Genomic DNA, 12,277 nt, shown 5'->3' with positions numbered 1-12,277 from the left:
AGTTAACAGCTCGACACCTTGTTTACAACCCCTGCAAAGAAAAATGCCGTTCAGACTTAACTGAACGGCATTAGGCCACGGGCCGGCTTTTCTGCTTTCTGGCGGATGCTGGCGGCCCGTCAGGCGCCGCCGAACATTTCCAGGATCTTCTTCTTCTCCTGCTCGGTATCCGGCGACGGTGTCGTGGATTCGTCCGGCTTGCCCGGCCACGGATCGCCCAGGCCGACCGAGGCCACGCCGGCACCGCCCGCGTTCTCCTCGAAGGTCCAGTCGCCACCCACCATCAGCACGCCTTCGGGCGCCGGCCGCTCCGGCGACTCGGGTACGCCCTTGAGCGCCTTGCTCATGTAGCCGACCCAGATCGGCAGCGCCAGCCCGCCACCGGTCTCGCGCACGCCCAGGCTCTTGGGCTGGTCGTAGCCCATCCAGGCGATCGCCACCAGGTTGGGCGTGTAGCCGGCGAACCAGGCATCGACCGCATCGTTGGTGGTACCGGTCTTGCCGGCCAGGTCGTTGCGGCCCAGGCGCTGCTTGGCGCTGTTGGCGGTGCCGTAGCGGACCACGTCGCGCAGCATGGTGTCGGCGATAAACGCGGTGCGTGCGTCGAGCACGCGCACGGCATCGGTGCCGGCGCGTTGCGGATGCGTTTCGGAGATCACGTTGCCGCGCGCGTCCACCACCTTCTGGATCAGGTAAGGGTTGACGCGGTAGCCGCCGTTGGCGAACACCGAATACGCGCCCGCCATCTGCAGCGGGGTCACGGCGCCGGAGCCCAGCGCCATCGGCAGATAGGCGGGATGCTTGTCGGCCTCGAAGCCGAAGCGGGTGATGTAGTCCTGCGCATACTGCGTGCCGATCGCGCGCAGGATCCGCACCGAAACCAGGTTCTTCGACTTGGCCAACGCGCGGCGCATGGTCATCGGCCCTTCGAAGCGGCCGTCGTAGTTCTTCGGCTCCCACACCTGGCCGCCAGTATCGGGACCGATCGTGAGCGGCGCGTCGTTGATCACCGTGGCTGGCGAGAAGCCCTTCTCCAACGCCGCCGAATAGATGAACGGCTTGAAGCTCGAACCCGGCTGGCGCCAGGCCTGCGTCACGTGGTTGAACTTGTTGCGGTTGAAGTCGAAGCCGCCCACCATCGAGCGGATCTCGCCGTCCTGCGGGTTCAGCGACACGAACGCGGCTGCCACTTCCGGCAGCTGCGTGACCGACCAGTTGCCCTTGTCATCCTGCGTCACGCGGATGATCGCGCCGGGGCGCATCTTCATCTTGGGCTGCGCGTTTGCCGACATCGATGGCGAGATAAAGCGCAGCGCCGAGCCTTCGATGGTCGCCACCTCGCCCGACAGCAGGGTGGCCCTGACCTGCTTCGACGACACGCTGGTGACCACGGCCGAGCGCAGGTCGCCGCTGCCCGGGTGCTCGACCAGCGCATCGTCGATCGCCTGCTCGCGCTCGGCCGGATCGGAAGGCAGGTCGATAAAGGCCTCGGGGCCGCGGTAGCCGTGCTTGCGCTCGTAGTTCATGATGCCGGTGCGCACGGATTCGTACGCCGCATCCTGGTCGGGCTTGGTCAGCGTGGTGTAGACCGTCAGCCCGCGCGTATAGGTTTCTTCACGGTATTGCGCATACATCAGCTGGCGCACGATTTCGGCGACATACTCGGCGTGGGTCGAGAACTCGTTGCCCTCGGTGCGCACCTTCAGTTCCTCGCGCACCGCTGCGTCATATTGCTCGGGCGTGATGTAGCGCAGGTCGCGCATGCGCTGCAGGATGTATTCCTGGCGCACCTTGGCGCGGCGCGGGTTGACTACCGGGTTGTACGCCGACGGCGCCTTGGGCAGGCCGGCCAGCATCGCGGCTTCGGCCGGCGTCACGTCGCGCACCGACTTGCCGAAGTACACGCGCGCGGCGCTGTCGAAGCCGTACGCGCGCTGGCCCAGGTAGATCTGGTTCATGTACAGCTCGAGGATCTGGTCCTTGTTCAGGTTGGCCTCGATCTTGTACGCCAGCAGCATCTCGTAGATCTTGCGGGTATAGGTCTTCTCGCTCGACAGGAAGAAGTTGCGCGCTACCTGCATGGTGATGGTCGACGCACCTTGCGACAGTCCCCCGCGCAAGTTGGCCAGCCCCGCGCGCATCACGCCGACGAAGTCGACGCCGCCGTGTTCGTAGAAGCGGTCGTCCTCGATCGCCAGGACGGCCTTTTTCATCACATCCGGGATCTCGGCGATCGGCACGAAGTTGCGGCGCTCTTCGCCGAACTCGCCGATCAGCACATTGTCCGCCGTGTAGATCCGCAAGGGGATCTTGGGCCGGTAGTCGGTGATGGTGTCCAGCGAGGGCAGGTTGGGCGCGGCCACCAGCAGCGCATAGCCAAGCAGCAGCGCGATCATGACGGCACCGGCAACAACCAGCCCCACCGCCCAGAACATGAAGCGCGCCCAGATCGGGCGGCGGGCAGGATGGGTCGGCTTCTGTTGTGCTGTGGCCATAAGGAAAATACCTAGTCAGGGGTGCCGGGCATTATATCTTCCGGCATCGGGCGCTCCGCGCGCGCAGTGCCCCGCGCGCCGCTACCGCGCTGTTACAAGATGTAAGACAGCGGAAGGCGGCAAGCAGGGCGAAGTTGCATGCAGCAAGCTCAGGAGGAAGGGAACCCGACGACCGTGGGGTTTTGGCAACGGATTGGCGAGAGCCTTCTGAAAAAAGAATCGTGATCAGACCGGCACGTTGCCACCGATGCCGGTTTTTGTGAGAATCGGCCAACATATAAGAGCAAGTGTTTCGGTCAAGAAACAAGGCTCGCCCGATTAGAGCGTACATGCCGTGGGCGAGTTCAAAGTCAGGGGGGGTCACCTTGCGACGGGGCATTTTGTCGGGGCTTCTGCGCCGGACTACGGTCGGCGTGGATATCGGGTCGTCCAGTATCAAGGTAGTCGAGTTGTCCGTCGGTGGCGGCAAGCACGACTATCGGCTGGAAAAGTGCGCCAGCGAACTGCTGGACCGCAATGCCGTTGCCGATGGCAACGTCATCAACATTGAAGCCGTCGGGATCGCGCTCAAGCGTGCGCTCGGCAAGGCCGGCATCCGCTCGAAAGAGGTGGTGCTGGGCGTGCCGTCCATGCTGACCGAATCGCAGACGGTCAGCTTGCCGGACAACCTGTCCGAGGACGAACTGTATTCGCAGGTCGAGTCCGAGGCACACCGGCTCTATCCGCCATCGCAGGCGGTCAACTTCGACTTCGCCGTGATCGGCCCCAGCGAGACCGAGGGCGGCATCGGCGTGCGCGTCACCGCGGCCAACAGCGACCGCGTGCAGGAGCGTGTGACCGCTGCCGAAATGGCCGGCCTCAAGCCGCAGGTGATGGACGTCGAAGAGTACGCGGTGCAGCGCTCGATCGTGCAGATGCTGGGCGTGCCCCAGGAAATGTCCGAGGCCGACGCGCGCGCGCTGCCCGTGGTGGCGGTGGTCCACCTCGGCGGCAGCCGCTCCAAGGCGATCTTCTACCAGGGCTGGAAAGAGCTCTACGAACAGCCGCTGAACAGCTACGGCGACCAGCTCACGCAGAGCGCGGCGCGCATGTTCACGCTCGACGCGCTCAAGGCCGAGATCAAGAAGCGCAAGAACACGCTGCCCGAAGCGTGGCGCGCGCAGCTGCTCAAGCCGTCACTCGATGCGCTGGCGCTGGAAGTCCAGGCCGCCATCGGCAACTTCATCGCCAGCTCCAGCCTGGGACGCGTCGACGAGATCCTGCTGTCCGGCGGCCATGCCTCGCTGCTGGGCGTGCAGGCGGCGATCCAGCAGCAGACCAAGATCACCACCACGCTGGCGAATCCGTTCGCCAACATGGCGACCCACGCCAAGGTCAACGAGCGCTACCTGCAGCGCGACCTGCCGGCGTATATCGTCAGTGCCGGCCTGGCCCTGCGCGGCCTGCAATAACGCACCGGAGGCATTCGAATGTCCACGAACACGCTGCCTTCGGTCAACCTGCTGCCTTACCACGAAGCCCGCAAGGCGGCGCGGCGCAAGAAGGTGTATTCCATGCTGGGCGGCGCTGCCGCGGCCGGTGCCGCGGTGCTGCTGCTGGGCGGGCTCTATATCGACGGGCGCATCGACTCCGTGGTCGCGCTGAACCAGGTGCTGAGCGCGGAGAACGCCAGGCTCGATGGCCAGATCCGCGAAGTCAATAACCTCAAGAAGGATATCGACGCGCTGCTGCAGCGCCAGAAGGCGGTGGAAAGCCTGCAGACCGAGCGCAACCGCCCGGTCCAGCTGCTGGAAGAACTGGTGCGCCAGGTGCCGGAAGGCGTCTACCTCACCAGCCTGAAGCAGGCGGGCGAGGCCTTCACCATCGCCGGCGTGGCGCAGTCCAACGAGCGCATTTCCGAACTGCTGCGCAACCTTGGCGGCGTGCCGTGGCTGGACAAGGCCGAGCTGGTCGAGTCCAAGGCGGTCACGATGACCAACAACCTGCGCGAGCAGCGCCGGCTGTTCGATTTCTCGATGCGCTTCGCGTACCGCGCGCCGGAGACGCCGCCGGGCGCCAATGGCAAGCAGGCTACGCCGGGCAATCCCGCCACCGCACCCGCTTCAGCTCCCGCACCAGCAGCCGCATCCGGAAAGGCAGCCTGACCATGGCGCTCAATAGTGAAATCAACCTGGCCGACCTGACGAGCCAGTTCCGCGGGCTCAACCTCAACGAGCCGGAAACGTGGCCGGCCGCGCCGCGCGTGCTGTTTGCCGTGATGGCGGCGGCGCTGGTGCTGCTGCTGGGCTGGCAGTTCTACTGGAGCGGCAAGTTCGACGAGCTCGACCGCCAGCGGCTGGAACAGGAAAACCTGAAACAGGCGTACCAGTCCAAGGTGGCGCAGGTGGCCAACCTCGACGCATTGCGCGAACAGAAGAAGCAGGTCGAGCAGCGCGTTGCCCTGCTGGAGCGGCAACTGCCCAACAAGACCGAGATGGATGCGCTGCTGGCCGACGTCAACCATGCCGGCGTGGCGCGCGGCCTCCAGTTCGAGCTGTTCAAGCCGCAGGCGGCGGTGCTCAAGCCTTACTTCGCCGAGATCCCGGTGAACCTGCGCGTGACCGGCCGGTACCACGAGGTGGCGCAATTCAACGCCGACGTGGCCGCGCTGTCGCGGATCGTGTCGATGCAAAGCCTGCAGCTTGCCCATACCAAGGAGGGCGGCCTCTCCATGGAGGCCGTCGCAATGGCGTACCGTGCGCTCGATCCGGACGAGCAGGCCGCGCAACGCAAGGCCGCCGCGGCTGCCGCCGCCGCCAAGACGGGAGGTGCCAAATGAGCCGCACTCATCGCACCCATCGTGCTCGCGGCTCGGCATGGTCGGGCCTGCAGGCATCGCCACGCGTGATGGCGGCTGCGGCGCTTGCCGTGGGCCTGCTGGGCGCCTGCGGCGCCAGCGACGAAGACGCGCTGCGCCAGTGGATGGATGCCACGCGCAACGCCCGCGCCAAGCCGCCCGAGCCGTTGCCCGAAGCCAGGCCCTACGTGGCGCGCGAATACGCCGCGGCCAATGCTCCGGAGCCCTTCGCCCAGGCCAAGATCGGCGAACTGAACAAAACGCTGCCGGATTCGCCCGAAGCCGGGCGGCCGCGCCAGCCGCTGGAAGACTACCCCCTCGAGAATTTCAAGATGCTCGGGATGCTGAAAAAGCAGGGGGAGACCTTCGGCATCGTACGCGTCGATAACAAGATCCACCACGTGAAGGTGGGTCAGTATCTCGGCCAGAGTTACGGCCGGGTGGTCCGCATCACCGATCAGGAGATCGTGTTGCGCGAATTAGTCCGGGAGGGGGTATCCGAGTGGAAAGAGAAAATGACCAGCCTCAAGCTGGAGGTGTCGGCATGACCCCCGCGCGCTGGTATCGTGCGCTCGCGGGCGCCGCAAGCGCAATGCTGGCGCTGTTGCTGCTGATTGCCGCGCCGGCAGCACTGGCACAAAGCAACCGGATCAAGGCGGTCGACGTCAGTACGGTCGGCGAGCAGACCGTGTTCACGATCGAACTCGAACGGCCACCGGCGCAGAAGCCGATGGATTTCACCACGCAGAACCCGGCACGGCTGGCGATCGATTTTGCCGATACCGGCATCGCCAACGGGCGCGCGCAGTATGACTACAACGGCAAGCTGGTCAAGGCCGCCAACGTGGTGCAGATCGGCAACCGCACCCGCGTGATCCTCGAGCTCACGCGCAACGCAACCTATCGCACCGACCAGCGCGGCAATGTCTTCGTGGTCGCGCTGGACAATGTGGCGCCCGCGGTCAAGAACGCCGCGCCCACGTTCGCGCCGGCGGCGATGACGCCTGCGGCCGCGGCGGCGCGGCCGTCGGTGCGCCATATCGACTTCCGGCGCGGTGCGGACGGCGCCGGACGCGTCGTGGTGGACCTGTCCTCGCGCGATTCGGGCATCAATATCGCGCAGCAGGGCAAGAACGTGGTGGTCGATTTCCTCGGCACCACGCTGCCTGAGCACCTGCGGCGGCGCTTTGATGTCAGCGACTTCGGCTCGCCGGTGCAGAGCCTGGTTGCCTCCGACACCAATGGCAATGCGCGCCTGAGCATCGAGCCGCGCGGCCACTGGGAATACAGTTCCTACCAGACCGACACGCAGTTCGTGGTCGAGGTGAGGCCAGTCAAGGAAGACCCGACCAAGCTGATCAGCGGCCCGGGCTACCGTGGCGAGCGCCTGTCGCTGAACTTCCAGAACATCGACATCCGTTCACTGCTGCAGGTGTTCGCGGACTTCACCAACCTGAACATCATCACCAGCGAAAGCGTGCAGGGCAATATCACGCTGCGGCTGAAGGATGTGCCGTGGGACCAGGCGCTGCAGATCGTGATGGATGCCAAGGGACTGGCCTCGCGCCGCAACGGCAATGTGCTGTGGGTGGCGCCCAAGGCGGAACTCCAGACCAAGGAAAAGCTCGAGCTCGAGTCGCAGCAGCAGATCAATGACCTCGAGCCGATCCGCAGCCAGGTATTCCAGCTCAACTACCAGCGCGCTGAAGACGTGCGCCGGATGCTGCTGGGCATGAGTGCCGGCGGCGGCGCAGCGGCCCCGGCCGGCGTGGCGGGTGGCGCGGGCGCGAGTGCGCGCATGCTGTCCAAGCGCGGCTCGCTGACCGCCGATGCGCGCACCAACCAGCTGTTCGTGTCGGATATCGCCAGCAAGCTGGAAGAGGTGCAGAGCTTTATCGGCAAGATCGACATCCCGGTGCGCCAGGTCATCATCGAGGCGCGCATCGTCGAGGCGACCGATTCCTTCAGCCGCAATCTCGGCGTGAAGCTGGGCTTTGCCGGGCAGTACAACAACGCGAGAGTCGGCAACACCTATAACAACGTGCTGCCGGGCGCAACCTCGGACAACGGCCCGTTCCTGAGTCTGCCGGCCGCCTCGATCAACGGCACCAACCCGGCCAACATCGCGGTCAGCCTGTTCAACAGCGCGGCCACCCGCTTCCTGGCGCTGGAGCTGTCGGCGCTCGAGGCGGACGGCAAGGGCAAGATCATCTCCAGCCCGCGCGTGGTCACGGCCAACAACATCAAGGCGCTGATCGAGCAGGGCACCGAGCTGCCGTACCAGGCCGCCACCTCAAGCGGCGCCACCTCGGTGCAGTTCCGCAAGGCCAACCTGAAGCTGGAGGTGACGCCGCAGATCACGCCTGAAGGCAATGTGCTGCTGGACGTGGACGTCAACAAGGACAGCGTCGGTATCCAGACCACTTCGGGCTTTGCCATCGACACCAAGCACGTGCAGACGCAGGTGCTGGTGGAAAACGGCGGCACCGTGGTGATCGGCGGCATCTACACGCAGACGGAGTCCAACGACACCGACAAGGTGCCGCTGCTGGGCGATATCCCGGTGCTCGGCTACCTGTTCAAGAACAACGCCAAGGTCCGCAACCGGACCGAGCTGCTGGTGTTCCTCACGCCGCGGATCCTTAACGAAAGCGTGTCGCTGCGGTGACCGCGCCGGGCGTCCGACGCCGGATACAGTAGACTGGCAGGCCGCATCGACAGATGCGGCCTTTTTTGTTGCCGCCGGACTGGACCGGTGGCCGGCCAGGCCAGGAGGAGCCCGGCATGCGCGGCAAGACATGCGTGGATGTGGCTGATGCTGCATGCCGGCACTTGCCGTGCGCACCACAACATAAGAAGATGATGCAGTTCCTAACCGGGGAGGGTGGCCCAGGCGCCGCGCTCCCGAACGACAGTCCCGTGACAGCCTCTGCGACAGGGTCGGCACCGCGCCCGCACCCCGATCGACAGGAATCCGACCGACCGGAATCCGATCGACCCAATCTCTTTTTCGTCGGCCTGATGGGCGCCGGCAAGACCACCGTGGGCCGCACGGTGGCGCGGCGCCTGCATTATCCGTTTTTCGATTCCGATCACGAGATCGAGGCCCACTGCGGCGTGCGCATCCCGGTGATCTTCGAGGTCGAGGGCGAAGCCGGTTTCCGCGACCGAGAGACCGCGATGATCCGAGAACTGGCCGGGCGCCAGGGCATCGTGCTGGCCACCGGCGGCGGCGCGGTGCTGCGCGCCGAAAACCGCGAGGTGCTGAAATCCCGCGGCACCGTGGTCTACCTGCGCGCAAGCCCCCACGACCTGTGGCTGCGTACCCGGCACGACCGGAACCGCCCGCTGCTGCAGACCGAAGACCCCAAGGGCAAGCTAGAGGCGCTGTACGCCCAGCGCGACCCGCTTTACCGCGAGGTGGCGGATTTCATTATTGAAACCGGCAAGCCTTCGGTGGCGCAGCTTGCTAATATGGTGCTGATGCAACTCGAAATGGCCGGCTTTGCGATCGATCCCGCGCAACCGGCGCCGCAGGACCCCACCCATCCATGATCACGCTTGAAGTCGACCTGGGAGCGCGCAGCTACCCCATCCATATTGGTACCGGCCTGCTCGACAATGCCGAGCTGCTGCGCCCGCACGTGCGCGGCCAGCACGCCGTCATCGTCACCAACGAAACCGTGGGGCCGCTCTATGCGGCGCGCGTCGAGGCCTGCCTGAAATCGCTCGGCAAGACCGTACGCACGGTCACGTTGCCCGACGGCGAGGCCTTCAAGCAGTGGGAAACGCTGAACCTGATCTTCGATGCGCTGCTGCAGGCCGGCGCCGACCGCAAGACCACGCTGGTCGCGCTGGGCGGCGGGGTGGTGGGCGACATGACCGGGTTTGCCGCCGCCTGCTACATGCGCGGCGTGCCGTTCATCCAGGTGCCGACCACGTTGCTGTCGCAGGTGGATTCGTCGGTGGGCGGCAAGACCGGCATCAACCATCCGCTCGGCAAGAACATGATCGGCGCGTTCCACCAGCCCAATGCGGTGATCGCCGATATCGACACGCTGCGCACGCTGCCCCCGCGCGAACTGGCCGCCGGCATGGCCGAGGTGATCAAGCACGGCGCCATCGCCGACGCCGAATACTTTGCCTGGATCGAGCGCAACATCAAGGCGCTGAACGACTGCGATCCTGAGTTGATGGCGGTGGCGGTGCAGCGTTCATGCGAAATCAAGGCCGGCGTGGTGGCGCAGGACGAGCGCGAAGGCGGCCTGCGCGCCATCCTCAACTTCGGCCACACTTTCGGTCACGCGATTGAGGCCGGTATGGGTTACGGCGCCTGGCTGCACGGCGAAGCGGTGGGCTGCGGCATGGTGATGGCCGCGGACCTGTCGCTGCGGCTGGGCTTTATCGATACCGAGACGCGCGCCCGCATCCGCCAGCTGACCCAGGCAGCCAACCTGCCGGTGGTGGCGCCGGAACTGGCCACCGACCGGTATATCGAACTGATGAAGGTCGACAAGAAGGCCGAGGCCGGCAGCATCAAGTTCATCCTGCTGAAGAAGCTCGGCGAGGCGTTCATCACCACGGTGCCGGACGCCGACCTGCGTGCCACGCTGCAGCACGCGGTGCTTAAACCTCCCACCGAGGCCACGGTCGCGTGATTGACCGGTTATGCCTCGCAACCCAGGCCCCCAAACCTCCAGCCAATGGATTGCCGCATGACCGACTTTGAAAGCCACCTCGCCCCGTACGCCGCCCGCTCCGCGCAGACGCGCGGGCGGGTGCACGCCGAACCCGCTTCGCAGTCGCGCAGCGAATTCCAGCGCGACCGCGACCGGGTCATCCACAGCACCGCGTTCCGGCGGCTCGAGTACAAGACCCAGGTCTTCGTCAACCATGAGGGGGACCTGTTCCGCACCCGGCTGACGCACAGCCTGGAGGTGGCGCAGATCGCCCGTTCGATCGCGCGCAACCTGCGCCTCAACGAAGACCTGGTCGAGGCCATCTCGCTGGCGCACGACCTCGGCCACACGCCCTTCGGCCATGCCGGGCAGGATGCGCTCAACGCCTGCATGAAGAATCATGGCGGCTTCGAGCACAACCTGCAGAGCCTGCTGGTGGTGGATGAGCTGGAGGAGCGCTACGGCGGCTTCAATGGCCTGAACCTCACCTTCGAAACCCGCGAGGGCATCCTGAAGCATTGCTCGCGCGTCAATGCCGCGGCGCTGGGCGAGCTGGGCCGGCGCTTCCTGGAGGGCACGCAGCCGTCGCTGGAGGCACAGCTCGCCAACCTGGCCGACGAAATCGCCTACAACAACCACGATATCGACGATGGCCTGCGCTCCGGCCTGCTGACGCTGGAGCAGCTGGACGAAGTCCCGATGTGGGCGCGCCATCGCGCCGAGGTTGCCGATGCCTTCCCGGACGTGAATGGCCGGCGTGCCATCAATGAGACCGTCCGGCGCATGATCAACACGCTGATCGTCGACCTGATCGAGACCACCAGCCGCAATATCGCCGCCGCCAACCCGCGTAATATCGACGCCGTGCGCGCCGCCGGCCCGCTGGTGGGCTTCAGTCCACAACTCCATGAGGAAGCGGCGACATTGAAGCGCTTCCTGTTCCGGCACCTGTACCGGCATTACCTGGTAATGCGGATGTCGGCCAAGGCCCAGCGCATTGTCGGCGACCTGTTCGGAGCCTTCATGTCCGATCCGCGCCTGCTGCCGCCGCAGTACCAGGCCGGCCATGGCGCCGATCAGCCACGGCTGATCGCCCACTACATCGCCGGCATGACGGACCGCTATGCGATCCGCGAGCACCGGCGCATCTTCGCGGTCAGCGAGGGCAACTGACCGAGACGCGCGGAAGGGCGCCGGCTCTTCAGATAAAGTGGGGACGGATCAGGCTATCATGTGGGCATCGACGCTCGCATGACCTGCCATGGCCCGACTTCCCCGTTTTTCCCCCGCCGGACTTCCCGCCCTGGTGTTGCAACGTGGCAACAATCGCCAGGACGTCTTTCTCGGCCCGGACGACTACCTGCACTACCTCGACTGCCTGCGCATGGCCGCGCGCGAGCATGACCTGGCGGTCCACGCCTACGCGCTGCGGCCCAATCATGTCCACCTCGTGGCCACGCCCAAGGGCCCGGACTCGTTGAGCCTGACCATGCAGGCGGTCGGCCGCCGCTATGCGCGCTACTTCAATCGCGTCGCCAATCGTACCGGCACGCTGTGGGAAGGACGCTTCCGCTCGGCGGTATTCGACCCGACACCGTGGATTCTGCCAGCCATGCTGTACGTCGAAGGCAATGCTATGCGCGCGGGCGAAGTATCGACGCCTGAAGCCGACCGCTGGAGCAGCTATCGCCATCACGCTGGCATCGAGGCCAGCCCATTTGTGAGCGATCACTCCGCCTACTGGGAACTTGGCAATACTCCGTTCGAGCGCCAGTCGAACTACCGCATGCTGACTGCCGAGGGGCTTTCCGGCCGCACGCTGGAGACCCTCCGCAGCCACGCTCACAGCGGTTGGCCTCTCGGCGACGAGGTATTCCTGGCGCAACTCGAGCGTGGCGCAACCCGACGTGTCCAGCCCCTCCCGAAAGGACGCCCCAAAAAGGTGCGTCCCGCGCCGGGGGAGGTGACGCCAGCCGCGCAGAATTAATGTGTCCCCATTTAATTCAATCACCGAAACGGTGCGATATTAAATGTGTTCTGACCCTATTTAAAATTTTTGCGAGCTTTTCAGGATTCCCATATAGTTGCTCCACCCACAGTCATTGTGCGGCGCGTCACGCTCGTGTACGCCGCTGCGGCCCGCAGACAGCTTCGTCCCCATTTCCCTTCCCGCCGGTCCACCGGTTTGGGTGGATTTAAAGAAAGCGCGCGGTCCCCGTTCCGGTAGTCCAGCAGTTCGCGCAGCCTTCACCGGAATTCAGCCCGTG

General features: G+C 65.4%; 10 protein-coding genes. 9 read left to right on the top strand and 1 reads right to left on the bottom strand.

The annotated features are described in order from the left end of the window. Positions 1 to 119: 119 nt before the first annotated feature. Positions 120 to 2,495, bottom strand: coding sequence for a penicillin-binding protein 1A (locus J8I34_RS27360; protein ID WP_029047608.1), 2,376 nt, complete (start codon positions 2,493 to 2,495; stop codon positions 120 to 122). 380 nt (positions 2,496 to 2,875) lie between these two features. Between J8I34_RS27360 and pilM the strand changes: the two genes are divergently transcribed. The 9 genes from pilM to J8I34_RS27315 all read left to right on the top strand — a co-directional run bounded on the left by pilM (position 2,876) and on the right by J8I34_RS27315 (position 11,997). Then, positions 2,876 to 3,946 (top strand): type IV pilus assembly protein PilM, encoded by a 1,071-nt coding sequence (pilM, locus tag J8I34_RS27355; protein ID WP_029047609.1) that lies wholly within the window; start codon positions 2,876 to 2,878, stop codon positions 3,944 to 3,946. 18 nt (positions 3,947 to 3,964) lie between these two features. Further along, positions 3,965 to 4,639 carry a PilN domain-containing protein gene (locus tag J8I34_RS27350; protein ID WP_029047610.1) on the top strand — a complete coding sequence of 225 codons (675 nt, stop codon included), beginning with the start codon at positions 3,965 to 3,967 and terminating at the stop codon, positions 4,637 to 4,639. A gap of 2 nt (positions 4,640 to 4,641) precedes the next feature. Then, positions 4,642 to 5,313, top strand: coding sequence for a type IV pilus inner membrane component PilO (locus J8I34_RS27345; protein WP_029047611.1), 672 nt, complete (start codon positions 4,642 to 4,644; stop codon positions 5,311 to 5,313). 68 nt (positions 5,314 to 5,381) lie between these two features. Next, positions 5,382 to 5,879, top strand: a complete 498-nt coding sequence (locus J8I34_RS27340; protein WP_371748148.1) for a pilus assembly protein PilP — start codon at positions 5,382 to 5,384, stop codon at positions 5,877 to 5,879. After that, entirely contained in the window at positions 5,876 to 7,999 is a 2,124-nt protein-coding gene (locus tag J8I34_RS27335; protein WP_029047613.1) for a type IV pilus secretin PilQ, read from the top strand. Before J8I34_RS27340 ends, J8I34_RS27335 begins: the two co-directional genes overlap by 4 nt. 353 nt (positions 8,000 to 8,352) lie before the next feature. Next, positions 8,353 to 8,886 (top strand): shikimate kinase, encoded by a 534-nt coding sequence (locus J8I34_RS27330; RefSeq protein WP_209807454.1) that lies wholly within the window; start codon positions 8,353 to 8,355, stop codon positions 8,884 to 8,886. Then, positions 8,883 to 9,989: a 3-dehydroquinate synthase gene (aroB, locus tag J8I34_RS27325; RefSeq protein ID WP_209807450.1), complete on the top strand. Its 1,107-nt coding sequence runs from the start codon at positions 8,883 to 8,885 to the stop codon at positions 9,987 to 9,989. The genes J8I34_RS27330 and aroB overlap by 4 nt, the downstream gene beginning before the upstream one ends. A 57-nt stretch (positions 9,990 to 10,046) precedes the next feature. Continuing rightward, the gene (locus tag J8I34_RS27320; protein ID WP_156914387.1) at positions 10,047 to 11,183 is read left to right on the top strand and encodes a deoxyguanosinetriphosphate triphosphohydrolase; all 1,137 of its coding nucleotides are present in this window, start codon (positions 10,047 to 10,049) and stop codon (positions 11,181 to 11,183) included. Positions 11,184 to 11,271: 88 nt separating this feature from the next. Next, complete coding sequence (locus J8I34_RS27315; protein WP_209807449.1) at positions 11,272 to 11,997, top strand: transposase; 726 nt, start codon at positions 11,272 to 11,274, stop codon at positions 11,995 to 11,997. Positions 11,998 to 12,277: the final 280 nt, after the last annotated feature.

The sequence above is a fragment of the Cupriavidus phytohabitans genome (genome assembly GCF_017815025.1).
GTDB lineage: Bacteria > Pseudomonadota > Gammaproteobacteria > Burkholderiales > Burkholderiaceae > Cupriavidus.
The sequence above is the reverse complement of the archived record's forward strand: the minus strand, read 5'-3'. Positions and strand labels throughout refer to the sequence as shown.

Bases quoted from the DNA above. Each gene is read 5' to 3' on its own strand.
- J8I34_RS27335 (WP_029047613.1), top strand. From the start codon at position 5,876: ATGACCCCCGCGCGCTGGTATCGTGCGCTCGCGGGCGCCGCAAGCGCA.
- J8I34_RS27360 (WP_029047608.1), bottom strand. From the start codon at position 2,495: ATGGCCACAGCACAACAGAAGCCGACCCATCCTGCCCGCCGCCCGATC.
- aroB (WP_209807450.1), top strand. From the start codon at position 8,883: ATGATCACGCTTGAAGTCGACCTGGGAGCGCGCAGCTACCCCATCCAT.
- J8I34_RS27315 (WP_209807449.1), top strand. From the start codon at position 11,272: ATGGCCCGACTTCCCCGTTTTTCCCCCGCCGGACTTCCCGCCCTGGTG.
- J8I34_RS27330 (WP_209807454.1), top strand. From the start codon at position 8,353: ATGGGCGCCGGCAAGACCACCGTGGGCCGCACGGTGGCGCGGCGCCTG.
- J8I34_RS27320 (WP_156914387.1), top strand. From the start codon at position 10,047: ATGACCGACTTTGAAAGCCACCTCGCCCCGTACGCCGCCCGCTCCGCG.
- J8I34_RS27350 (WP_029047610.1), top strand. From the start codon at position 3,965: ATGTCCACGAACACGCTGCCTTCGGTCAACCTGCTGCCTTACCACGAA.
- J8I34_RS27345 (WP_029047611.1), top strand. From the start codon at position 4,642: ATGGCGCTCAATAGTGAAATCAACCTGGCCGACCTGACGAGCCAGTTC.
- J8I34_RS27340 (WP_371748148.1), top strand. From the start codon at position 5,382: ATGGCGGCTGCGGCGCTTGCCGTGGGCCTGCTGGGCGCCTGCGGCGCC.